Source organism: Agromyces neolithicus (assembly GCF_039529735.1).
GTDB lineage: Bacteria > Actinomycetota > Actinomycetes > Actinomycetales > Microbacteriaceae > Agromyces > Agromyces neolithicus.
Window position 1 is genome coordinate 233,301 of record NZ_BAAANJ010000015.1, and the last position, 23,580, is coordinate 256,880.

At 66.8% G+C, this 23,580-nt stretch carries 22 protein-coding genes and 1 pseudogene; 6 read left to right on the plus strand and 17 right to left on the minus strand.

All coding sequences use genetic code 11. The features are described 5' to 3' along the window. Positions 1 to 47: 47 nt before the first annotated feature. The 15 genes and pseudogenes from ABD164_RS14970 to ABD164_RS15040 all read right to left on the minus strand — a co-directional run bounded on the left by ABD164_RS14970 (position 48) and on the right by ABD164_RS15040 (position 11,211). Positions 48 to 371, minus strand: coding sequence for a hypothetical protein (locus ABD164_RS14970; protein ID WP_344297089.1), 324 nt, complete (start codon positions 369 to 371; stop codon positions 48 to 50). 1 nt (position 372) lies between these two features. Further along, entirely contained in the window at positions 373 to 648 is a 276-nt protein-coding gene (locus tag ABD164_RS14975) for a hypothetical protein (protein WP_344297090.1), read from the minus strand. Between the two features lie 103 nt (positions 649 to 751). Next, the gene (locus ABD164_RS14980) at positions 752 to 2,215 is read right to left on the minus strand and encodes an SCO6880 family protein (RefSeq protein ID WP_344297091.1); all 1,464 of its coding nucleotides are present in this window, start codon (positions 2,213 to 2,215) and stop codon (positions 752 to 754) included. 2 nt (positions 2,216 to 2,217) lie between these two features. After that, positions 2,218 to 3,609 (minus strand): conjugal transfer protein TrbL, encoded by a 1,392-nt coding sequence (locus ABD164_RS14985; RefSeq protein ID WP_344297092.1) that lies wholly within the window; start codon positions 3,607 to 3,609, stop codon positions 2,218 to 2,220. 42 nt (positions 3,610 to 3,651) lie between these two features. Beyond that, positions 3,652 to 3,921, minus strand: a complete 270-nt coding sequence (locus ABD164_RS14990; RefSeq protein ID WP_344297093.1) for a DUF6112 family protein — start codon at positions 3,919 to 3,921, stop codon at positions 3,652 to 3,654. A gap of 107 nt (positions 3,922 to 4,028) precedes the next feature. Beyond that, on the minus strand, positions 4,029 to 4,295 hold the full coding sequence (locus ABD164_RS14995) for a DUF6112 family protein (RefSeq protein WP_344297094.1): 267 nt from the start codon (positions 4,293 to 4,295) through the stop codon (positions 4,029 to 4,031). Between the two features lies 1 nt (position 4,296). Then, a complete protein-coding gene (locus tag ABD164_RS15000) occupies positions 4,297 to 5,463 on the minus strand; it encodes a M23 family metallopeptidase (protein ID WP_344297095.1) in 1,167 nt (388 codons plus the stop codon). A 10-nt stretch (positions 5,464 to 5,473) separates the two neighbouring features. Then, positions 5,474 to 6,127 carry a hypothetical protein gene (locus ABD164_RS15005; RefSeq protein WP_344297096.1) on the minus strand — a complete coding sequence of 218 codons (654 nt, stop codon included), beginning with the start codon at positions 6,125 to 6,127 and terminating at the stop codon, positions 5,474 to 5,476. A 12-nt stretch (positions 6,128 to 6,139) separates the two neighbouring features. Next, entirely contained in the window at positions 6,140 to 6,886 is a 747-nt protein-coding gene (locus ABD164_RS15010) for a hypothetical protein (protein ID WP_344297120.1), read from the minus strand. Between the two features lie 145 nt (positions 6,887 to 7,031). Continuing rightward, positions 7,032 to 7,220, minus strand: a pseudogene (locus ABD164_RS15015) (ParB N-terminal domain-containing protein); the annotation flags it as partial. Next, a complete protein-coding gene (locus tag ABD164_RS15020) occupies positions 7,217 to 8,050 on the minus strand; it encodes a hypothetical protein (RefSeq protein WP_344297097.1) in 834 nt (277 codons plus the stop codon). The gene ABD164_RS15020 and the pseudogene ABD164_RS15015, both read right to left, overlap by 4 nt. A 57-nt stretch (positions 8,051 to 8,107) precedes the next feature. Next, the gene (locus tag ABD164_RS15025; RefSeq protein WP_344297098.1) at positions 8,108 to 8,521 is read right to left on the minus strand and encodes a hypothetical protein; all 414 of its coding nucleotides are present in this window, start codon (positions 8,519 to 8,521) and stop codon (positions 8,108 to 8,110) included. After that, positions 8,514 to 9,158: a DUF2637 domain-containing protein gene (locus ABD164_RS15030; protein WP_344297099.1), complete on the minus strand. Its 645-nt coding sequence runs from the start codon at positions 9,156 to 9,158 to the stop codon at positions 8,514 to 8,516. The genes ABD164_RS15025 and ABD164_RS15030 overlap by 8 nt, the downstream gene beginning before the upstream one ends. Before the next feature lie 44 nt (positions 9,159 to 9,202). Beyond that, the gene (locus ABD164_RS15035; protein WP_344297100.1) at positions 9,203 to 10,150 is read right to left on the minus strand and encodes a bifunctional DNA primase/polymerase; all 948 of its coding nucleotides are present in this window, start codon (positions 10,148 to 10,150) and stop codon (positions 9,203 to 9,205) included. Further along, positions 10,150 to 11,211, minus strand: coding sequence for an ArdC family protein (locus tag ABD164_RS15040; protein WP_344297101.1), 1,062 nt, complete (start codon positions 11,209 to 11,211; stop codon positions 10,150 to 10,152). Before ABD164_RS15040 ends, ABD164_RS15035 begins: the two co-directional genes overlap by 1 nt. A gap of 326 nt (positions 11,212 to 11,537) precedes the next feature. Here ABD164_RS15040 and ABD164_RS15045 point away from each other — a divergent pair, with 326 nt between their 5' ends. From ABD164_RS15045 to ABD164_RS15060, 4 genes are all read left to right on the plus strand, one after another. After that, a complete protein-coding gene (locus ABD164_RS15045) occupies positions 11,538 to 11,969 on the plus strand; it encodes a hypothetical protein (RefSeq protein WP_344297102.1) in 432 nt (143 codons plus the stop codon). Between the two features lie 66 nt (positions 11,970 to 12,035). Then, positions 12,036 to 12,500 (plus strand): hypothetical protein, encoded by a 465-nt coding sequence (locus tag ABD164_RS15050; RefSeq protein WP_344297103.1) that lies wholly within the window; start codon positions 12,036 to 12,038, stop codon positions 12,498 to 12,500. After that, a complete protein-coding gene (locus tag ABD164_RS15055; RefSeq protein ID WP_344297104.1) occupies positions 12,497 to 13,519 on the plus strand; it encodes a DUF6545 domain-containing protein in 1,023 nt (340 codons plus the stop codon). The genes ABD164_RS15050 and ABD164_RS15055 overlap by 4 nt, the downstream gene beginning before the upstream one ends. Then, positions 13,516 to 14,664, plus strand: coding sequence for an alpha/beta hydrolase family protein (locus ABD164_RS15060; protein ID WP_344297105.1), 1,149 nt, complete (start codon positions 13,516 to 13,518; stop codon positions 14,662 to 14,664). Before ABD164_RS15055 ends, ABD164_RS15060 begins: the two co-directional genes overlap by 4 nt. Positions 14,665 to 15,113: 449 nt before the next feature. Here the strand turns inward: ABD164_RS15060 and ABD164_RS15065 are convergent, their stop codons facing one another. Next, positions 15,114 to 16,562 carry an ApeA N-terminal domain 1-containing protein gene (locus ABD164_RS15065; RefSeq protein WP_344297106.1) on the minus strand — a complete coding sequence of 483 codons (1,449 nt, stop codon included), beginning with the start codon at positions 16,560 to 16,562 and terminating at the stop codon, positions 15,114 to 15,116. A 32-nt stretch (positions 16,563 to 16,594) separates the two neighbouring features. Beyond that, entirely contained in the window at positions 16,595 to 19,243 is a 2,649-nt protein-coding gene (locus ABD164_RS15070; protein WP_344297107.1) for a DEAD/DEAH box helicase, read from the minus strand. Between the two features lie 466 nt (positions 19,244 to 19,709). Here ABD164_RS15070 and mobF point away from each other — a divergent pair, with 466 nt between their 5' ends. Together mobF and ABD164_RS15080 are read left to right on the plus strand one after the other, a co-directional pair. Next, positions 19,710 to 23,177, plus strand: a complete 3,468-nt coding sequence (gene mobF, locus ABD164_RS15075) for a MobF family relaxase (RefSeq protein ID WP_344297119.1) — start codon at positions 19,710 to 19,712, stop codon at positions 23,175 to 23,177. 111 nt (positions 23,178 to 23,288) lie between these two features. Further along, a partial coding sequence (locus ABD164_RS15080; protein WP_344297108.1) for a sulfate permease occupies positions 23,289 to 23,580 on the plus strand: 292 nt, incomplete at its 3' end.

A 23,580-nucleotide genomic window follows, 5' to 3' on the forward strand; every position in this document is an offset into this window, starting at 1 on the left:
GACGAGCTCCAATCAGGATGCTTCGTCCTGAAGGTGCACGAGCCGGGTCACCGCGAGGTGCGTCGCGTGACGGCGTTGGCGTAGACCCAGACGAACCGATCCTGCCGCGTCATCGGGTCGGGGTACTTCACGAGCACGGCGCCACGAGTCCAGGCCACGGCCTCGCCTTCCACCTTTCGTGGTTCCTCGTAGACGACTCGATACCGGACAGTTGCGATGACGGGGACCGGTTCGGGGGCCTCGGCGCGGGCGCCGGTGTGTCGGACTTCAGCGGTCGTCAGGCTGACCGGATGCCCGAGCTTTTCCTGCTTGAGGCGGATCTCGTCGGCGCGTTCGTCAGCAGCGTCGGGGTATCTACGGTTGCCGCCCACGTCAGAAGTAGGTCGCTTCGACGGTCCAGCCGTTCGGCGCGTGGCGCAAGTCGAAGACGAGAACTGTGCCGTCGTCGGCGCGTCCGGTGACCCGCCACCCAGGTGGCAGAAGCACATCGGCTGGTGGGTGAGAGATACCGCTCGGCCATTCGGGATGTTGGGGGAGCGAGGTGGGCTGGTCGATGACTCGGTAGCGCATACCGCCATGGACGAGTCGTGTTGGAAGGTCAGCGCCATCCAACCAAACGGTGACGGGCTCACCGTGTGTTTTGAGCATGCGGCCTCCTCGGGGATTCGAAACTATGTTCGATAGTAGGCTCGGGCGGCGCGCCTCGCAATGTCGGGATTGACGCCAAATGGCGTCGAGACGATCTTGCCGATCACACGCTCCGACAGAGCGGCAGCGCCGCCGCGGTGAATGCCTGTGCCTGCTGCCCGACGAGTCGCCTGACCTCGCACGACGCTTGGATGGCCGCTTGCTCGATTACCGCGACTGCGGCATCCAGTTCGTCGATAGTCGGCGCGGTCACGCACACGAGCCCCGTCGTCCGCAGTACTCCATGACCGGCGGTCAGGTCGGCTTCCTGCTGCAGTACGTCGTCGTACTCCGCAGTCGCAGAGGCATCCTCGATCTGCCCGATGCGTCGCCGCTGGTGGGCGTCGCTGATGAGTTCGGTCTTCTTCTTCCGTAGGTCCCGCGCAGCCTGATCGGCCCGAACTGGCAGGTAGTGCAACGCCACTGTCCGGAGTACCCCGTTCGTGAACACGATCGGTGAGAGGAAGCCGGGGAACACCTGCGACCTGGGCCATTCGCTGATCCAGAGGACGCCATGGAACGCGCTGTCGGAGCGAAGCCGATCCCACGACTCGGCGACTGCGACCGGCCCGGCGGTTGCGAGGTCGCGCCCGATAGCGGGATGCCGTTCCAGTTCAACGCCGACATCCGGGTCGTATGCGGCGCGGAGGACGCTCGCGAGTTGGTCGGCGGTGAGCCATCCGTCGACGACAAGGTCGGCAGCCCGGAGCGCGCCGGTGAGGGCGGTCATCTCCTGGCGGAGCACCGTCGCGGCGCCGCGTGTGCCGCCGCCCGAGGTGCGGATCTGCCGCGCAGCGGCTCTCAGATCGAGGGCGAGGCTGATGCTGGTGGCGTGTCGCTCGCCCGCCGGGCCCGCGCGATCGATGAGCTCACGGTAGGTAGATGCGGCCCAGCTGCCGTCGTCGATGCCGTGCCGGTCCCACCATTCCGTGAGCCCGGTGCCGGAGTCGGGGAGGGTGCGTTCGGTGACCTGGAGGCGGGCGATGCGGCCGGAACGGCAAGCACCGGCGAGCACGCGTCCCCAGCCTGTGACGCGTCGGTGTTGTTCGCCAGGGTCGAGGAGCGCGAACGCTGGGTGCGAGACGGCAACGATGGCGGTGAGCGTCTGTGCATGCGGGTCGTGGATCATCACCGCACCCGATTCCGGGTCGTGCCATTCGCGCAGCGGCGCGGCGTCGCCGGGCAGGGCGAGAGTGCCGGCGGGTCGCGGGCGGATGATGCGGCGCCGATAGGTGAGCTGCCCGTGGGCGGCGCGCACCAGCCAGCGGCCGGTGATAGGCATCCATTCGACGATCTTGCGTCCGCCGATCGGGATGGCCGCGACGAGTGCCGCCGTGCCCCAGATCGGGGAGGTCCATGCGATCCCGGACGCACCCGTTGTGTAGAGCGCGCTGACGATGGTGAGCACCCCGATCGAGAGCGCGACGAGCTGGGGGAGCGAGAGGCCGAGCAGGACACCTCGCCGGGTGAGCCTCGAGAACTGAACCGGGGCGAGCGTGTATCCAGGGCGCGTGGTGTCGGTGTCCATGGTCAAACGTCCTTCCGTGCGCGCGCGGCGGCTGGCGATGCGGCATCCGGCCACGGTGCGGGGGTTGGATGTCTCGTGGGTCCGAGAACCGGCTGCGGCCCGGCCGGGGGAGCGGATGCCGCGCCGTCGCTGGCGGAGTCCACCTGCGTGTCGCCGATGCTCCCGACCGCGTTGCCGACCCGCGGGCCGGCCTGCGCCGCCGCGCCCGCAATGGCCGCACCGGCGGCGATCCCTGCGCCTGCGACTCCGGCCACGGCACCCGCGCTTGCCCCAGACGCCCCGGATCGTGCCGCCGCCGCGCCACTGGTCGCCCCGGTGTTCGAGGCACCCGCTGGCCCGGCACCCCCTCCCGTGGACGCGCCGTCGGATGTCGCCGCGGCGCGACCGCCGCGGGCGGCCCGGCCGCCCCCGCCGCCGCTCTCGCTAGGCCCGAGGATCTGCTTCGCGGCATCCGTCATCGGCCCGTTGGGAACCGGGACCGGTCGGTTCAGTGCCGACTTGGCTTCCTGCTCGCTGGACATGGCGTGGTGCATATCGAGGCCGACGAAATTGAGGAACTTGTACGTGAGATATGGGGCGAACGCCGCGATGAACATCAGCACGATCCCAGCTATCGGGTCGCTGATCGAAGCGAGGTCAGCGTCGATCGGCGCAGACACCTGGGCGACCGCGACGAGGAAGATCACGACGAGGACGAGCTTGGACAGGATAAGCGCGATCACGAAGGCGACCCATTTCGTGAACCATCCCTTCGCGGCATCCCACGTCGCGCCCGCGAGCGCGACCGGCCCGAACACAATCGCGACCAGCAGCAGAGCCTTGCGGATCAGGAGCGAGAACCAGACGATCGCTGCCGCACTGATCGCGAGTGCGGAGAGGAAGATCGTCACGATGGCGCCCACACCTGGTGCGCCGATGTTGATCGTCGTGAGGCCGGCGGCGAGGAGGGCGATGCGGTCGCCCATCCCTTCCATCGTGTTGCCAGAGGCTTGAACGATGCCGATTGCGAGCTGGTCGGTGATTTCGAGCAGCAGGCCGGTGATCGTGACGATGACGAACGATCCGAGCACTGACTTCGCGAGTCCGAGCGCGGCCCGGGAGAGAGCGCCCGGGTCGCGGTGCACGAGTCCGCTGATCAGTTGCAGGCAGAAGAAGATCAGCGCGACGAAGACCGCCACGCCAAAAAGCACGTTGTAGACCGCGATGTAGCCGGGGTCTGTGAGGTCGACCAGAGTGGTCGTGTCGAACGCCGTCCACACCGCTTCGAACAGCCAGGCAGCGGCAGCCCCCATCGCGTGCGCGAGCCAATCGAACGGCGCTGCGACCAGTGAAGCGGTGCCCTCGCCGACTGCGCCGCAGACCTCCGCGATGACGGGGATGTCGCAGACGCTCATCGGCCTCGCCCGCTCCCTGTCCGCTGTCCTGCTCGGCTCGGTTCAGACCGTCTGGCCGACGTTCCAGAAGAAGTTGATCAGCGTCACGGATGCGCCGCAGATGATCGCCGCCGCGCAGGATACGAGTACCCCGAGCTTGCCGCGCGCTGCGAGGTGCGGGTTCGATGAGTTCGACCCGAGGCCCCACACGATCGCAGAAATGATCAACGCGAGCACGCCAAGGATGAGGCCAACCGTCATGACGGCGCCGACGATGATGCGAAGTTGTTCGATGCCGGGAAGTCCGGTCCCGTTCGGATCGATGTCGATCATTCGAAGCCTCCCTCGATGTCCAATGGTGCAGCCGAGAGGAAGGTGCACCGGATGGTCCTCGAAGGTTCACGGCGCCACTGCGTCGAGTTGTCAGGACGAGCTCGAGGTCACATCGCTGTGCCGACGCCGAGGAGGAAGTTGATCCACGCAACTCCGGCGCCGGCGAGTGCGGCCGCCCCGCACGCAACCCAGAGCCCAAGCCGCGCGCGGGTAGCTATCTGAAAGTGCCCATTCGCCGACGCGAGCGCCCACGTGATCCCGCTGATGATCATCATGAGCACAGCAACGATGAGCACAAGCGTCAAAAGCGCCCCGGCGATGCTCTGCAGCTCGGCGGCGCCGCCGACGGCCCCGAAGTCGGGGAAGATCTCCATTTCAGGGCGTCCTTTCGGGTCGGCATGCGGCGGTCGAGACATCCGCTCTGGCGAGGCCGGCGGCGCCGTGCTCGGCGAGCCAGTCCATGGCGTCGACGGCGGGCGCGTTCGCGCCGCCGGGGTGGATCTCGAGGTGCAGGTGAGCGCCGGTCGACTTGCCGGCGGAGCCGACGTCGCCGATGTGCTGGCCGGCAGCGACGGTGTCGCCCTCCAACACATGGATGCCGTGGTCGTACATGTGGGCGTAGTACGACGCGACACGCTCGCCGCCGACGGTGTGCTCGACGATGATGAGCCCACCGTAGGTGCCGCGCTGGCCGGCGAACGTGACCACGCCGTCGGCGATCGCGAGGATCGGCGTTCCCATCGGGGCGGCGAGGTCGCTGCCCGCGTGGAATCGCTGCACACCGGTGTACGGGTCGATCCGCGGTCCGAAGCTGTCGGTGCTCGTGTAGGTGCCTGCCGGGAGGGGGAACACTATGCGTGAGGTCTCGGAAACGCCGGCGGCCGCAGCCGATCTTCCGTCGGATTGCGTACGGGTGAGCGCAGCGATGATCGCCTCGGCGACCGGCTGGTAGTTCTGGTACCGGTCAGGGTAGGCGCTGACCTCGACGGCTTGCGCGGCCTCGCCGGGGTCGAGCAGCTGCCAGCCGGGGATGTCGAGTAGGCCGCGAGGTGATCCGCCGTTCGGGCCGGATGGCCCGCCGAAGAACGCCCGCGCCTGGTACTCCGGGTTCATGAGGTCGGCGACGGTTCCCCAGCCGGAGGCGTGTCGCATCTGAAAGAGCCCGAGCGAGTCGTGGTCCGATCCGACGCCATCGTTCGGGAATCCGAGCGACTCCGGGTAGGCGCTCGGGTTGGCGAGCATCCGCAGTGTCGATTCGGTGAGGGCGGCCATGAGCGCGATTACGACGCCTTCGCGGCCGACGCCCACGGTACGCCCGCCGACAGTCATGATCGTCGCGGCGTGGGTGAGTTGCTGCCGGTTCAGTGTGATCGATCGGCCGTCGCGGGTCCGTGCGGTCAGCGAGTCGGGGATGTCACCGACGAGGAGCGACCCGGACGAACATGAGATCGCCGCCGGGTTCGTCAGTGCTGCGACGCTCACGAGGCCGACGGGCGGGCCGAGGAGCAGGACGAGCAAGAGGATGCCGAGCAGCTTCTTCATCCACCGGCCCTCATTCCAGCGGTTGGTCCAGCTGCGAAAGCCGCAAGAGGGTGCACGGCTCCTGGCCCGCGCAGGCGAGGAACACCGTGAACGACACGTGCCGCGTGGTGCTGAGGACGTCCGTGCCCCACGTGCCTTCGCGTCGACGGGTGCCGTCGACCGTGAACGCAGATGCGCCGCGGGGGAGTTGACCCGGCGTGGCCTGCGCGAGCACGGTCGTCCACGCGTCGGGCACGGTGACCGACTCCACCTCAAGCCACTGCCGGGTGCCGTATACGCTGAGCTGCTGCCACATCTCCGGCGCGGGCAGGAAACTACGGACATCGGATGCCACGGCCGCGGCCTCATCCGCGTCAGCGACGTCGACCAGCACCTGTGCCCACTCGGACGGACCACCACTATGACGTGTGTCCCAGGTGAACAGCGCATCGGCGACGCTCCGGGCGAAGCGCTCGGGATCCAAGGTCGTGAGCACCGGCTGCGGCCGCAAGGCTCGCTCGGGTACGAGCGATGATTCGGAGGCCGCGTGCGTCGGCCGCCCGAGCTCACTCCCGTTCGCCGGTCCGCGAAGCAGGCCGAACACGCCGATGGTCGCGAGCACCAGCAACGCCGAGCCACTCACGGCCATCGCGATGATCAACCGCCGTCGGTGTTGGAAACGCATCTGGAAGCTCCCTCACCGAGCCGCCGCGCGTGAGCCCGAACGGAGCGCCCGCAGCGACTCCGCGAACGCGATCGTGCCGGCAAGCGTCTCTTCGAACTGCTCCCACTGCTCATCAGTGAGCGCGATCGCAAGCTCCGCGACGTCATACTGTGTCCACCAGTCGTGTAGGTCGGCCCAGAGGAAGACGAAGGCACGAACGGGCAGCTTTGCTTTGTCGCTCGAAGCCGTTGGCCGCGCGGGCGCCGGACGGCGTGATCCGTTCGTTGACTTCCTCGCGGCCTTCACCCGCGCCAGCGCTTCACGCGCGAGCTGCTCGAGTTCCGCCGCGCTCGCCGTCCGCTCGACCGCGTGCAACCGCGCTGCGCTAGCCGAGGATGCGTGCCGCACGCCCGCCGGTCGCGAGAGATCGGCCGCGATCGCCTCGAGCTCGGCCAGCGAGTGGTGCGCGCTCACCCGCTGATGCGCCGACGACACAGCTCCGCCCTGGTCGATCGCATCGAGTTCCGCCACTGCGAGCGCCCGCAATGAGGCATCCGTGCGCTCGTCGCCCGCAATCCGTTGGAGGTCGCCGATCTGCTCGAGGCGCTTGTACGAGTCCTGGCCGGTGATCAGGCGGGCGGCATGTTCGCGCGAACGGCCGATACCTGGCGACGGTGGTGGCGATTCGCCACCGCCATCTGATCTGGGGTTTTCGCCGTTCGCGTGGAACCGCGATGCCTCCTGTCGACGCACCGCTTCCTCCGCGAGGAGCTGTTTCAACTCTCGATAGAGCGTGGCGGATTCGGTAGGGCTGAGCGGCTTGTGGAGGGTGTTGTCGTCCTGCTCGGCGAGGAAGTTCCGTGAGTCGGTCGGAGATGCCGGCGCGAACCCAGACGTTGAGCTTGCGCACGCCGAGTTGGCGGAGAGCGGCGAGCCGGCGAGCGCCGCAGACGAGCACCCCGTCGGGTGTGACCGTGATCGGCTGCAGCAAGCCCTGTCGCTCAATCGACGCGGCGAGGGCGTCGATGTCGCCGAGGTCAGCGCGGTGGCGCGAGCCGATCCGAATGGAGTCGATCGACCGCTCCAGCTCGACGTGCCCCGGCGTGCCGGTCATTCGTGCGACCTCGGGAGGTTCTCGACGATGTCGGCGACCAGGTCGTCGTCGTGGAGCAGCGACCTCAGGTGCTCGCCGACGAGCAGCCGGAGCAGGATGCCCCTTCCCGCCGTCGTGTGCTCGTGTATGTGGTCGCTGATACCGAGGACCGCGCGGAGCATCGCGATCCACGCGCGCTGCGGAATGTCGAGCAGTGCCCGCGCCTCGTAGTCGCGCCGCAGCGACTCGTACGCGGATGCACGCGACGCGGCATCCGCCAGCCGGCCGCAGATGTACTCGACCCCACCGCGCGCGCGATCCGGCTGCCAGCCGAGCAGGGTGAACAGCGAGATTGCATCCTCGACGGCGGATTCCACTTGGCGCGGCGTTTCGGATGTCTCGGGCAGCGCGTCGACTGGATCGGTCCGAAACGCCGGGTGGTAGTCGAGGAGGGCGTGCTCGCGATCGCTGAAACGCTCGGCGTCGTGGTACGACGATACCCGCGGCCGCCGCGCCTGGTGCACTGAGCACAGGAGGCCTTGAGCGCGTTCCTCGGCGATGCAGGTGACCTGCACAGCGCGGGTGACGATCGCCCACGGGTCATCTGCGCGCAGTGTCGCCGGCGCTCGCATGGCGTCGAACGCCGCCGCGGCCGCCTCCCAAGGGTCGAGGCCGTGCTTGCGCGCCAGAGCCGCGTAGCGGTCGGCTGCGTACCGCATGAGCTCTGCGGCCTGGGGGTCGGTGCGCCAGCCTGTACCGCCGTTGGACTGCAGGCGGTCGAGCAACGTTCGCAGGCCCTCGGAATCGTGGAACGTCCCCGAAGCGGCATCCGACCGTGTGCTCCAGTTCATCGCGGCACCCCCAGTCACGTAGGCATGTGTCACCGCGCTCCTCAGGGTGCGCATGAGTCACCTCCGGCCGAGCCCGTCGCGGCGAAGCTGTGGATGGTCGCCCGATCGTCCGAATTCGGAGAGTGGAGAGAGCCGGTCGGCGTGCTCGCGGATCACGTTTCGGGCGGTGGTGGGGGCGCGGCGCAGGCGGCGGGCGAGCTCGGCCTCGAAGTCGATGCCGCGGCCGGCGAGGCGTCCGCTGCTCGAGCTGAGCAGGTCGGATGCCCGAACCCAGACGATTCCAGGGCGGTCGGCGGTTTCACGGTGCGCGCCGAGCGTGTGGCTCGGGTCGGATGCCACCCGCCGGCGGAGCGCAGCGATCGGGGTGCGGTCGTCATCGACGGGATGCATCGCATCCCCGTTGGCCGCGTTGTCGATGCCCGCTGCATCGGATGCCTCGGGGCGTGCCTTCTCGAAGTCGTCTTCATCCATCGGTCGTGCCCTCTCTCACAGTGCTGGTCTGCATTGCAGGTGCGACGACGCGGTCACGGAACCAGCGGCCGACCGTCGATGGATGAACGCCGAGGTGCCGAGCGATCGCGGAGTTCGACCATCCGAGCGCGCGGAGGGATGAGGCATCCGATCGATTTGGAGCGGCAGGGGTGAGTTGGGGGTCTGGCGGAGCCGCGGTGATCGGAACACGGGCCGGCTTCTTCGCACTCACGGGCGCGCTTGCAGGCGCGGCGGCCCGGGCGGGGTCATGGCGCGTGAGGACCGAGGTCAAGTGGGTGATCGCGAGCAGCACAAGCGGCGGGACGGCTGAGACGGATGCCGCGAGGAAGAGGGGCACTTCAATCGAATCTGCAACGATCGCGTGGATTGCGTTGGCCGCAACCGAGATCGCAGCGCCTGCGATGAGGAGCATCCACGGGTACCAGGCGACCCGCGACCTCGCAAGGGCGACGGCAGCCACCGTCGCGACGACGATGATGCCGTCGACGATGAGCGGCCACACCCACGCCTGTGCCGGATCGAACCCGGAGCGGCGCGCGAGGTCGCTGAGCGACGTGAACGACAGCCAGAACGCTCCGGCCGCGATGAAGACGGTGCCGACTACAGCGGTGATCATCGCGAGGCGGACGCCGTCTGGGCGGTGGAGAGGGTTTGGGTGGGTCAGGGCAGGCATTGCGTGTCACCTGCCCTTGGTGGTGGGAAGGCCCTTGGTGGTGGGAAGGGGGGAGCGGACCAGTGGGTCGGCGGGGTCTGTCTCGGGCTTGACGGCCTCGGTGGTCTCGACGGGGCTTGACGGCTGGCGGATCGGATCGTGGTCGCGATCTCCCCATCCGCGAGGCCGGCGCTCGCCGCCGCCGGCGCCAGTGCGGATGCGACCGCGTCGGGTGAGAAACCGGCTTCGGCGAGTCGGCAGGCGGCCCAGAAGAGACCGGCGTTCCGCTCGCCTTCCTGGAGGCGGCCTACCCACCCGGCGAGCCTTCTCGGTTCGAGTGCCGCGGCTGTGGCCGGCTGGGCCGAGCGCGTGCTTTGTTGTGCCGGGCGCGGGTCGATGAAGTCGCGAAGCGCGACGGCGTCGACGGGCTGCGTGTGAGCGGACGACACGGAGAAGAGCCGGTAAGAGGCCCGGCCGCGATTCGTCGCCAGGATCGATGGAGGCGCGATCACGTAGCCACCGGTCCCGCGGAAGTCGATGCGCGCGACGGCTGCCTGCCAACAGCGCTGAGGCCGGGACTGAATCGCTGGGAAGTACACGTGCAGGCCGCCAGATGGCGTCCGAACCCGGGCTAGTTCGCCATCAACGAGTCCCGCCCTGGCGGCGCGCTCGAACGCGGGGAAGCCCGATCCCGCGACTCCCTTCGCATCGACATCGACGACCTCGATACCGGAGGCGCTGCCGGTCGGAATGCCGAGGTTCGCGTCGGGCCAACGAGCCCACCACGCGAGGATCTGGTTGGGGTCATAGCTCGCATCGTGGAATCCGGCCAAGGTCAGGGGCCGCTTCTCCTCGCGGGCGCACGGGAAGACTGGGATGCCGGCACGGGCGAATGCGATCGCCGCGTCGCGGGTCGTCATGCGGTTCGTGGTCAACAGCAGCTCCGCGATGTCCATCAGAGACTCCGCGCTTCGAGCTGCTCCGGCTGCCGCTCGGACGACGCGGTGACGGCCGTCGCGGACATTCGCTGAATGTGCTCGCGCCGATCGAGTCCGGGAGGATCACCGCCGGCGCCTTGGGTGGTGGGGAGCTGGTCGAGTATCGCGGCGGCGGTTCGTCGCACCCGTTCACCGGTCTCCTGAATCACCTCGGTCGGTGTCTTCCCCTGCACCGAGTTCGCCCACGAAGACACATACGGGATCGTGTAGTCGCTGGTATCCATCCCGTGCGCGGCACCGATCATCAATGCGACCGACTCTGCCTCGACTTCGCCGATGCCGCGATGCGAGGAGGCGTCACTCTCGGGCCCGTGCATCCGGATGTGCGCGAGTTCGTGTGCGAGCGTCTTCACACGGGCGGAGGCATCCATATCGTCGCGCACGATGACCGCGCGCGCCCTGAAATCGGTGACGCCGTTCGCGCCGCGCAGCTCCGAGACATCCGTCACCATCGACAGACTGAAGCTCTCGTCGCGAACGATCGCGGCGAGCCCATCCCAGAGTCCCGGCGGAGCCTCGCCGTGGAGCAGGCTTGGCCGCGGCAGCTCGGGGAGCGGACGGCCGTCAGTCTGCGAGAAGTCCCAGACGTACGCTGGCCGAACTCCCACCATTCGCGGGCGCACGATCTCGCCGGCGCGCGGGCGTTCGTTGCGATCGAGCCGACGCCACGAGTTCGCATCCATCGGCGCCGAGGTCGCGAACCGCGCGGTGAGCGGCGCGAAGATCATGTACCCGCGCTGTCCGGCGATCACTCGGCGCCCCAGTGCCTGCCACTGCTTGAATCCGGCGACGTACGTCGGCATCGGGTTGGGGACGCGTCCCTGCCGGTAGGCGGCTTCGTGCTGCCACCAGATCAGCAGCGTGTTGTTGAACGATCGAGTGCAGAATCGGGCAGCGAACTCGAGGGCGCGCTTCCACTCGTCGCCGGTGACCAGCGTCTCGACGGACGCGACGAGGTGCTCATGCAACTCGACGAGCTTCGCTTCCCGGTCGTGATTCGGTTGCGGTTTCGTCGACACGGCGACCACCCTTCGGAACGACTACCCCGCGCGAATGATGCGCGGCTGACGCATAGGTGTGCCCGGCTGCGCACGCATGCTCCGGGCGCAGGTGAGCGGCATCGCAGAGCCCGCCCGGTAAGAGCGCGGACACCACGGGAGTTCTGGGCTTGCTCGTCACCTCCCTCGTTGAGCATGCTCAAAGTTCGGTTTGCGTCGTTCCTACCACGCAATTTGAGCATGCGCAACGGTTGCGTTGAGCATGCCCAACGAGTAGATTGAGCATGCCCAACGCTTGGGATGTCGACCGACACAGCGATACCAGACCTATCCCGAGGGTGATGGTGATGCGAGACATGAACGAAGACGAGAGTAAAGCGGCCGCAGAGGACCTCGCGAAACGCCTCCGCCTCCTTCTCGACGTCGCGATCGCTGAATCGGGGTCCGAGCCCACGTACTCGCAGATCGCCGCGTACCTCGAAGAGCGCGGGATCAACCTGTCGCGATCCCGCTGGACGTACATGGTTAACGGCCACCGGTACGTCCAGGACCGCGCCCTGTTCGACGGGCTCGCCGCCTACTTCGACGTCGACACCGAGTTCTTGATGGGTGCCGATGGTGCGGAAGCTCCGGAGAGGGTAAGCGCACAGCTCGATCTCGTTCGATCGATGCGCGCCGCTCGCGTGAAGTCGTACGCCGCTCGCACGCTCGGTGACATCTCGCCGAACGCGCTCGCGGCAATCAGCAAGTTCCTCGATGAGGAGATCACGAGAACATAGCCGGCGGTCCGAATGCGCCGAGGGGCGCCGGGAACCCTACAACTTTCCCAACGGAGGTGACGACCCGTGAACAGCGAGGCGGTCGTGTCAGCGGCATTCGACGAACTCGCCCTCGGGGATGTATTCACGTTCGACGAGCTGGTCGGCGTGGTGCAGTCCCGGCGCGGGCGCCGCCTGCGGATCATCGAACTCTCCGAACTCGGCGACCACGACGGGCTCTGCGCGGTCTGGCTTGTGACCGACGCAGAAGACCTGGTACTCCACGCACACAGCGAATCGGTGCTGCATCGACAGCAATTCGTGCTGCACGAGCTCGCGCACATGATCTTCGATCACTGCGACAATGATGATCCCGCGGAACCCGACTTCCTCCTGCCGGACATCCCGCCTGAGACCCGCCGGCGCCTACTCCGACGACAGGATCTGAACACCGCCGACGAGATCTTGGCGGAATCGCTCGCGGACCAGTTGGCCGCCGCGATCCGCGGGTCAGCGATGCACGAGTCGCGGTTCCTGGAGATCTTCGGGTGATTCCAGTCCTCGTCTCCGCGCTGATGTGGCTGCTGCTCGCATGCCTGCTCATTGTGCGCCGGGGGCGTGGAGAACGCACCATCACTTACGCCGCACTCATCATCGCGATCGCGATGACCTTGAACATCGACTCGATCTATGTCGCGCTCGACGGACTTGTCGGCGGCACCAACCTTGTGACGCTCGTCGCCGATCTCGCACTGACGGTCGGGGTGTTCTTCCTCGGTCGCGGGGTCATGAAGGCATCTGATCACCAGCCACGGTCCGTACAGCTCGCGCTCGGGACACCCGCGCTCGCGACCGCGCTGGTGTGTGCGATCGTCGCGTTCTTCCTCATCGATCGGGGCTCCACCACCACGAGCTTCATGATCGACCTCGGATACCAGCCGGCGGCCGCCGCCTACTCGATGATTCACTTCGCGTACTACGCAATCGTGCTCACAGCGATGGCACTGCTCGCGGCCCGGCAGCTGCGAATCAACCGGGGCGTCCAACTTCTGCCACCAGCCTCGCTGGTCCTCGGTTGCGTCTTCGGCTTCGCGCTCACCGTCGTCGTCATCGCGATGGATGTCGCGCACGTGGCCGGCAACCTCGACCTGATGACCGCGGTCTCCGTCGCCTACAACCCGCTCTACCTGCTGACGTTCCTTTTCCTCTGCTTTGGGTTCGCCGGACAGCCAGTCGCTCGTACCCTGCATGCGCGGTCTCGGGAACGGGCAACGCGCGCGTTGGCGCGCGAGCTTGAGCCGCTGTGGGCCCGAGCAACCGCGGTGCGACCCGGTATCAGCCAGAGCGACGATGCCCCATTCCACGCCGACGATGGCGAAACACTGTTGCACCGCCAGGTCGTCGAGATCCGCGATGCGATGATCGACACGCGGGTGTCGTTTCAGGTGAGCGATGACGAACGAGGACTCGTCGAGCGAGCGGAGCGGCATCTGCTCGGGGCGGGTCTGGGTGCTCCTACATCGGTGGCACACGGGCACCCGAGCGTCGGGTGGGGGCGGCGGGAGCGATGAGCAAGAGCTGGGCAGTAGCGGGCGCGGTGGCCTCGGTCGGCGTCGCGCTCGGAAGCCTGGGCTTGGGTATCGCGAGGCGTCTCACCGCTCCTGTAGGCGGCCGAACGTACGACCTCACCATTCGTGGCGTGGATGACTCGGGGGAGCGGCCGATCGTTGCGCTCGATCGCACGTCGCAAACGGCAGCACGCGGTCGCTACTGCCTTTTGCTTAGGAATGGGGGCTGGGTTCAGCTGTCGAGCGAAGTCGAGGACCTCGGTCCGGGGCACGTCGGCCGCGGCGTGCTGGGCGAGCCTCGCGCAGGTCTACATATCGGCGAACGAGCGTCCTGGAGCGGCATCTACTTCTCGAGTCCGGAGGATGCCGGGCTCGAGGCATCAGACGTCGCTATCCTGACGGATGCCGGCCCGGCTCCCGCCTGGCTCATTCGCCCTCGAACTGGCTCATCGACGACGTGGGCCATACATATTCACGGTCTGGGAAGCCCCCGTGCCGGAACGCTCCGCGGCGCGCAGGTCGCCGCCGAGACCGGTCTCACGTCGCTCGTGGTGACCTATCGGAATGACGGGGAGGGCCCGACCTCTGGTTCAGGACGGTCAACGCTCGGCGCCACCGAATTCGACGACGTGCGGGCCGCTGTGCACTACGCGCTCGACCACGGTGCGAGCCGAGTCATCCTCTTCGGATGGTCGATGGGCGCGGCCATCGCGCTGCAACTTGCCGCAGACTCCAAACTTCGGGACATCGTCGCTGGGCTCGTGCTCGAGTCGCCGGTGCTCGACTGGGTCTCGACCATCAAGGCGAACTGCAAGCGGTCGGGCCTCCCCGCTTGGACGGGCGCGCTCGCCGTGCCGTGGCTCGACAACCGGCAGTTGTCACGCATCATTGGTCTCCGTGCGCCCGTCGGACTGCGCCGCTTCGATTGGATCACGCGTGCCGATGAACTCGCCGCCCCGACGCTAATTCTCCACGGATCCGCTGATACGTCGGCGTCGATCGGGGTGGCGGCGCGCCTCCGAGATCGCAGATCCGATCTCGTTCAGCTTGAGCGTTTTGACGCGGACCATACTTTGACGTGGAATTCCGACCCCGAACGGTGGCGGGCATCCGTGTCCGCCGTGCTGGACGAGCTCGTCGGACGGTGATTTGTCGCAGCGCGGTCTCAAGGTCAGGGCCGCGCTCGCGTCGGTTGCTCTCAGACGGCTGACGCGTAACAAGCCGGCTCGAGCGAGTCGGCGTAGCATTCCCGTCGTGGATAACGACGTGATTGCGACGGAGCCAGATTGCCCAAACTGTGGCACAAGGTGTGTGGTCATCCGTGGGCACTACGCGTGCCGGAATTGCCAAGTCTCCGTGATCGAGCAAGTTCACGCCTGACCGTTGATCATCTGGAAGCTCGCCGTGGAGATCGTTTGAACTCCTGCGACCGCGAGTTCTGCTCGCTGTGGCGTTGACACCGCAACCGGGGGTAGATGACGTGACACGACTCCTCTGCTCCACTGCCTCGCCGAGAGGTAGCGGTGGCCGCCGAATGGGAGAACAGCACGCCATCACCACGCGAGAACGACCGCCAGGGATCAGACTGCGTGGCGCACTATCGGCGGCGCTCCTGGGTGCGTCGTTGCGCCTCTTCCGAACAGTCAAGGATGCGCAGCATATGTGCCCTGACGACGCCATCAAGAAGCGTTGACACCGCGTGCAGGGCCTGAAAGTCGTAGCCGCGCGTGCCGTGCGCAAGGTCGTTTCGCACGAGCCGGAGGGCGTCATAGCTGTTGGTCGGTTTCCTCGCATCCGCCATCACCTCGTCGACGAGATCCGAGCCTTCGAGGTCGGGAGTGATGTCGACCGGAACAGCCGTCAGCGTCTCACCGAGCACCTGCTGAAGGCTGCTCGCGGGCCGCCGCGAGAGATGCCTCTTCAGAAACTTGACCGCATCGCTGCTTAGCGCCTTCCCGGCCTCGGCCAGAGCAAAGTCACGACGTTCTGTGTGCGCAAGAACGCGCATCGAGAAGTCGGCTGCGTTCTCGTGGCCATGCATACCCTCAAGTGCTTGCAGGAGCAACAGAAGTCGTGAGCGCGGGTGCTGATCGGGCGCAAACATCATCGCCCCATAGGTCTCCAGCAGCGGGTGGTGCTCTGCCTGAAGCTGCTGCCAACGACGGAGAAGAGCGAGGAGCGACATGTCTTGAGGGGAGAGCAGGAAGGACCGCTCGACCTTCAGTACATCATTGCCCCGCGAAGAGTACGGCGCCTGATGAAGGGCGGTCCCAAACACCTGGAACGGCCGAGTTTCCTCGTCGTCGACCAGCAGACGGACCGCGAGGTAGGTGATCTTCTCCTTCCGACCGGTGGCGAGAGAAATGATTCGACGCAAGGGTTCAATCCACCCCGAGAACGCGTCATCGAAAGGGATCGGTACGGCGGGGCGGATGAGGACGATAGGGCTGAACGTCACGCGAAAGAAGAAGCCTTCCGGCGCCGTCACTGAGCTGTAGAACTGCAGCTCGACCTCGGCGTCGCCATCGGCCCACGTTTGCGTGCTGTCCGGGTTGCCAACTGCTTCCCAATTCCAATCGAGGTAGCGCCGGCCTTCTTCCCGTTTCATCGGGATCTTCACTTCGCTAATCGGGCCGATTCCCGTGGCCGCATCCAGACCCTCCACCTGCACCTCAATGCCCGCGACTCGGATGTCAGTGCCGGTGAACGCTTCTCGCCCTAGCAAGGCGGCGCGCGCGTGAATGATGGCGCGCTCTGGGAACCAGATTTGTACCGACGCGTCGATGAGCACCACGTTGAATCCGTTGAGCAGCCGGCCCACGATCTTGTCAGCTTCGTAGGTCTGCGGGAAGCTCGCCAGTCCGGTGACGCCGTGCATCCACGCGACTGGAACATCCCCGAAAGCCTCGCCTCTTGGTGGTCGATCGCTTGCTAGTTCAAGTTCTCCTTGGAGCGTGATGACTCCTCCCGATTGGTCAGGCAACTGCCACTCAACCCGATACTCGCCAGGTTGCAACAGCAGGTTTAGTGGCACACCATCGGCCATCTACGGATCCTTTCGCCCGACGCTCGGGTGGCTCAGAGCCCTCGTATTGGCTCGCGGGTCAATCGCTCCTTCACCTGAGCCGGGAGGAGGCGGTGCTCCCAGAGGATTCGGGCGACCTCTGCTCTAGCCGCCTCTCCGCCGTCGGCCACTACGCTCGTGCGAATCGCCGCCCAGGCACGGTGCACGTCATGGCCGACGTCGAGAACCACGTCAGTCGTTGTCAGGAACAAATGCGACGCGGCGATGGGCACCGCCTCCGGATCGACCAGCCGACTGTGCGCCACAATCACGCTGACAGATCCGACCGGCGGCTCATCGACCGCGCGATCGGCGGCAACCGACGTCAGGTGGGTGTTAGCCTTCCGCACGTAATCCATGCTGAGTCGGTCGGCAGTTTGCTCACTCTTCGCCTCCACCGTCAGCCAGAACTCGTCCCAAAGCCAAGCCGCGTCGGTCTGGCCACGCCCTGCCGGCTTGAAAGAGTCCGCCCCGAGGAATCTACCGAGTTCTACGAGCCCGAGTTCATACGGCGTTGCCCCGTCTTGAGCGAGCTGAGCAAGCATCGTCTGAGCACGGGTCGAGAACGTTGCAGCAGATCGCAGCGCCCCGCCGAGTAGAGACAAGATGCCGTCAATAGCACTCTCGTCGCTCGGCTCGGGGACGACGGTGCTCGCCGGCAGCGGTTGGATCTCTCGGAGCCAGACCGTCCCTGGCGCTGCACGATGGGCAGTAGTCAACAACTCAGCCGAACGATCCATAGCCGCAGCGTTTCCGGCGGAGGCAGATCTGGCGAACCATGCACTCGCGAAATAGGCCCAGAGCGCCCGATATGCACGGGCCCTCGGCGCAGTCAGCCCCTCGAGTACTGCAACGGCGGCGCGACCCGCCGCCTCCCAGTCGCCGAGCCATGCCGCGCGCCACGCAGCGACCTCGCGAGGCGCGCTGGCGGCAAGTTCTGCGGCGAGCGGTTGCGGAGTACGGGTCGCGCGAGCACGGCCATCAGCAAGTGACGGCTCACCATGCTGTCGCCAATCCTCATCTTGAGCGAGGGCACTTCGAGTCAGGGCGACGACGTTGCTGAATGAACTCGCACTCGCCAGCAGCCCGAACTCAATCTCCGCTTGCAATTCAACAGGCATTGACTGCGTGTTGTCGGGATCCGAAAGGTAACGGAGAAGGTCTTCACCTTCCACGACCACTACAGCCCAGTCCTGCGGGCCGCGGGTGCAACGACCGGCTCCTTGGACGACGCGAGTCCGGATCCGTTCCGCGAGTACGTCGCCAGCCCGGAGCTTCGAGCTGAGAAATCGATCTTGAAGATGCGACGCAGTTGGCACATCCGCCATGATCATGAACCGGCAGGTATCGTCTGCGAGGTCCATCCCGTCGTATCGGTTCGGTGCCAGTAGCGTTCCGCGGCCCGCCTGCTTGAAAGCGTCGACCGTAGTGTCGGATGCTTCGAACCGCTCCTGAGCGGGCACCGCCAGATCGTTCGCGATGTTCCTTGCGGCTTCGTTCTGCTGCGTCAAGATGAGGCGCTTGGCTGCAAGATGTGCAAGGCGCTTTGGAAGCGACGGCTGCTCCAATTCAGCCAATCCGGTCAGCTCATCTGACAGTGAAGGTGTGACCACGACGGTGTCGGTGGCCGCATTGAACTTTGCTAGATCCGGAAAGACAAAGAAGCGGCGGCCACTGCCGGTGCGTTCCCACGCTGGCGGCGAGGGGATCCGGCTGATCGGCGAGCGACCGAACGCTCGCTCGAGCTCGCCGGCCTCTCCGAGCGTTGCGGAGAGGTACACGCGCTGGGCGGGGTCGACGAAAGGCGCATGCTGAAACGTCGGCGGAATCATGGGGCGGATGTACCACTTGCCGCGCGAGACGTAAAACAGGCACGATACGAGACTCTCGCGAATCATCGTGAACCGATAGCGCGGTGGCGTCCGTGCCGCGAGACCGGCATCGAGCACGGCGTCAATCTCGTTAAGGCGTGATGCGGTGGCCGAGATCGGAATCATCCGTACTTCGGGCCAGCTTGATGTGTCCGCCCCCTCACCGGTCATGCGGGTCACCAGGTGGGAATCGATGGTGTCCCCGAAAGCGTCGAAGAGGTCGTTGTAGATCGTGCTCGTTCTAGGAATCTCAAGCGACCACGCGTCAGCGACGTACCCCTCAGCGGCGTGAGCGTCATCGAAGATCAGCGTCCTGGCGTCCGCCAGGTGGGAGTTCACGTTGAAGATGTGGCTGTAGGTGGTGACTGCAATCGCTTCGCTGCGAGTGTAGGCGGTGACTTCCCGGGGATCCCAGTCACGATTTGAGTCAATGAGCGCGTGCAGCTCGACGCCCTGACGGCGCCCTGCATCCACGACCTGAAGCGCTAGCTGACGAGTCGGACATGCGTAGACGACTCGCTCTCGACGACTGCGTCTGCGCCACTCGCCGATGAGAAGACCCACGAGGGTTTTGCCAGACCCCGTGGGCAGCTCAAGGGCGATATCCGGTGTGTCGACGTGGCTCGCACTGTAGGTGCGGAGCTGATCGACTTGATGGGACCACAGCGCGCCAACCCCATCTCGCCGCCGCGGCAGCTCGCCAAACAAAGTCTCTGGATCCGGCGCGGCTACCTGCGCGCGGGCCGGAGCCGGAAATACTGGCCGACGGGAACTGGGTGTTTCTGAGGTCACGCTTATCCCCGATTCAGAGAGCAGTTTTCGTCAAACCTACCGTTGGGATTGTGCCCACGGCCGGTCCCGGCTCGGGAGTGTTCACGGTGCAGTGACCGGGCGGAGAAAAACCAAGGTTGAGTGGATCAGCGTGCGCTCGCCCGGGCGGCGAGGCGGGCTGCAAGCATGATGCGTTGACGTTCGCCTTGTCAGTCGCGGCTCGGGCTTGTTGCGGCTTCCCACAACGCGCCCCGGCACCGAGCGTGTCGACCACCTCGAGCGAACTCGTTCCGTCGCGACGAAGGCCGAAATACCGATCCCGGAGGAACGATACCGACGTCCTTGTCGATCCGGGCCATCTGAACGGAACCATTGAGGCCCATAACGATCGACCCGTGGTTCCGAGAGCAGAATGATCCCACGCCTCTTGCAGATCGAGGGCGCGCACCTTCTCCGCGACGAAGGAGGTGGCGCGGTGACGGTGTCCATGCGGGTCATGAGTGCCGGCGACGGATTCCGGTACCTTCTCCGCACTGTCGCAGCCAACGACGGGGAGCGGTCGATGTCGACCCCGCTGACTCGCTACTACAACGCGAAGGGCACGCCACCAGGGCATTGGATGGGTAGCGGACTTCCCAGCATCGCTACCGGCCTGATCGCCGAGGGGGACGAGGTCACCGAATCGCAGTTGCAGCTGCTCATCGGGATGGGCAGGGATCCGGCCACCGGGCAGCCACTCGGACGCGGATACCCGACCTACGAGCGTGGCGACCGTCGCCGTCGCGCGGTCGCCGGATACGACTTCACGTTCTCGATTCCGAAGTCGGCGAGCGTGCTCTGGGGCATTGCGGATTCAACGACGCAGGAACGCATCGTGCGCGCGCACCACGCGGCCGTTGCGCAGTCGCTCGCGTTCCTCGAGCGGGAGGTTGCGGCCACACGCACCGGTGCAACATCCCGCGACGGGGCCGTTGCGCAAGTCGATGTCACCGGCGTGATCGCAACGGCGTTTGATCATTTCGATAGTCGGGCGGGCGATCCGCACCTGCACACGCACGTTGTGATCAGCAACAAGGTGCAGACCGTGCTCGACGGCAGGTGGCGTTCGCTCGACGGCCGTCCGATGCACGCCGCGGCCGTCGCGCTCTCCGAGTTGCACGAGGCACTGTTCGCCGACGCGCTCGCACGCGAGCTCGGCGTGCAGTGGGAGCAGCGGGAGCGCGGACGTGACCGGCATCCGGCGTGGGCGATCGCGTCGGTGCCGGAGCAGCTGGTCCGGGAATTCTCGACACGGTCGCGCCATATCGATGCCGAGACAGACCGCCTGATCGACGCATTCGTGCAGGCGCGCGGTCGTCGGCCGAGTCCGGCGACGATCATGAAGCTACGTGCGCAGGCGACGCTTGCAACGCGGCCGGCGAAAGAAGTGCGCTCGCTCGCGGACCTCGCCGCGGAATGGCGCGAGCGAGGGGCGAAAGTGCTCGGTGCGGATGCCTCGAGCTGGGCGTACTCCGCAACTGCGAACCCTGCACGGCGAGCGCTGCGAGCGGGTGACGTGCCCATCGACGAGATCGCCGCACTCGGCGGGAGCGTCATTGCGGCGGTGAGCGAGAAGCGCGCAACATGGCGGCACTGGAACCTCGCCGCCGAAGCGGCCCGCCAAACCATGGGCTACCGATTCGCCACGTCATCCGACCGCGAAGCCATCGTCGCGCTCGTCACTGATGCCGCCGAGCGCGCGTCGTTGCAGCTCACACCGCCCGAGCTTGCGTCGAGCCCGGCAGCCTTCCGGACGGATGACGGGACCTCGGTGTTCCACCCGAAGCACTCCACCGTGTTCACGTCGACAGACCTGCTCGACGCCGAGTCTCGCCTGCTCGACCGCGCCGCCGACGTGACCGGCCCACGCTTCGCGCCGAATGTAGTGCGCGAGGTCGCACGCAGACGACTGCCCGGCGGGGGAGTGCTCGCCGATGACCAACTCGAAGCACTCGAGAGGATTGCCGGCTCCGGCCGCGTCGTCGACGTCCTCGTCGGCCCCGCTGGCGCGGGCAAGACCAGCGCGATGAACGCGCTCCGTCACGCCTGGGAACAGGTTCATGGCGGAGCATCCGTGATCGGCCTCGCGCCATCTGCCGCCGCCGCACATGTTCTGGCCGAGGATCTCGGCATCGCTACCGAGAACCTCGCGAAATGGTGGCATGACCACAATGCACACGGCGAGACGTTCCGGCCCGGACAGCTCGTGATCGTCGACGAAGCATCCCTTGCCGGCACCCTTCCGCTCGACCGCGTCGCCACGCTCGCCGCTGCGGCGGGAGCGAAGGTCCTGCTCGTTGGTGACCCGGCTCAGCTGCAGTCGGTTGACGCGGGGGGTGCGTTCGCCCTGCTGGTCCACGACCGGCAGGATGCGCCTGAACTCGTCGACGTGCACCGCTTCGTGAACGAGTGGGAGAAGGTGGCGTCGCTTGGCCTGCGTAGCGGCGATCCTGAGTCGGTGGACCGGTACCTTGCTCACGGCCGGGTGCGGGAGGGCGACACCGAGGCGATGGCGGATGCCGCGTACCTTGCCTGGCGGGCAGATGCTCGCGCCGGCCGGGCGACCGTGCTGATCAGCGACTCGAACGACGCGGTCGCCGCCCTGAACCAGCGTGCTCGTACCGAACTCATCCTCGACGGCCACATCGACGCGCTCCGCGAGATCGACCTGCGCGACGGCGCCTGCGTCGCAATCGGCGACATCATTATCACGCGACGAAACGACCGCCGGCTGCGCGTGGGGCGACGGTGGGTGCGCAACGGCGACCGGTGGACTGTCGTCGCGGTGCATCGCAACGGGTCGCTCGCAGTACGGCGGCCTGAGCACCGATGGGGGAGCGCGGTGGTCCTTCCCGCTGCGTACGTCCGGCAGGACGTCGAGCTCGGATACGCCGTCACCTCCTATCGCGCCCAGGGCATCACGACCGACACTGCGCACGTCGTCGCTGCCCCCGGGATGACCAGGGAGAACTTCTACGTCGCGATGACCCGTGGCCGAGAAGCGAACACCGCCTACGTTGCCATCGACCGCCCGGATATCGCGCACGTCGGCCCGCGGCCCGGTGACGACGGGGAGACGACCGCGCGGAGCATCCTGTTCGGTGTCCTGCAGCATGTCGGCGCTGAGCTGTCCGCGCACGGGACGCTCACGGCGGAGCAGGACGCGTGGGGCTCGATCGCGCAACTCGCGGCCGAGTACGAGACGATCGCGGCCGCCGCGCAACACGACCGATGGGTCGCGGTGGTACGCGCGTCTGGGCTTACGCCGGAGCAGGCGGATGCGGCGATCGAGTCGGATGCCTTTGGGCCGTTGACTGCGGAACTGCGGCGGGCTGAGTCGCATCACTTCGAGGTCGAGCGACTCCTCGCGAGCGTGGTTCGCTTGCGTGGGTTCGAGGACGCGGCGGATGTCGCGGCAATACTCCGCGCGAGGCTGGCAGCAGCCGTCTCCCAGAGTGCCGGAGCGAAAGCCGCTGCTGCCCGGGCGCGACGTAGGCCTCGACTGATCGCTGGTCTCATCCCACAGGCAGTCGGCCCGATGGATGCCGACATGCGGCGGGCACTGCACGAACGCGCCGAGCTGATCGAGTCACGTGCCCGAGCCGTCCTTGACCAGTCGTTGGTTGCAGGGGAGGCGTGGACGCGGGTTCTCGGGCGGCCGCCGCACGCAGACACAGCTGCCGTGGCTACGTGGCGTCGTCAGGCGTGCACGGTCGCGGCGTACCGCGACCGGTACGGCATCGCCGGCGCGTCGGCGCTTGGACCCGCACCCGAGACGACCGCGCAGAAGCTGGATGCCGCGCGCGCCCACGCGGCGCTCGTGGCCAGTCGACAGCCATCGGAGCAGTACGCAGCATCTGCCGAGCCGCGACCAAGTGTCACGGCGGGGCTTCCGTCTGTCGGTCGTCGGTTCTAGAGTTCAGCCAAGGCAATCTCTATTCGCCCCGTCGCTCGTTGCGATGGGATGCCTCCCGATCATCGGGCGGCCCTCAAGGTTCTCGTTGCCGAACTCTTGGAGGGCTGCACCATGTTCGGACTAGTCTTCGCGATCGTCGTCCGCGCCCGGGTCATCCTGCGCCGGCTGATGCCGACGAACCTCGTGCTCGACGCGATCCACACGCGCCGAGGGCTCAAGTGGGGCGTGCCGGCGATGCTGCTCGCCGTGCCCTATGGTCTTGCGGCGGTGTACTGCGTTGGGCTGGTCGAACGCGGCGCAGCGGGATGGCTGAACCTGCTCGCTGTTCTCTTCGTTTGTTATGCCGTGTTCGCGGTTATGCCGATGATGCTGGTTGGGGTCGCTCGGTCGGCGGGGGTCGGGG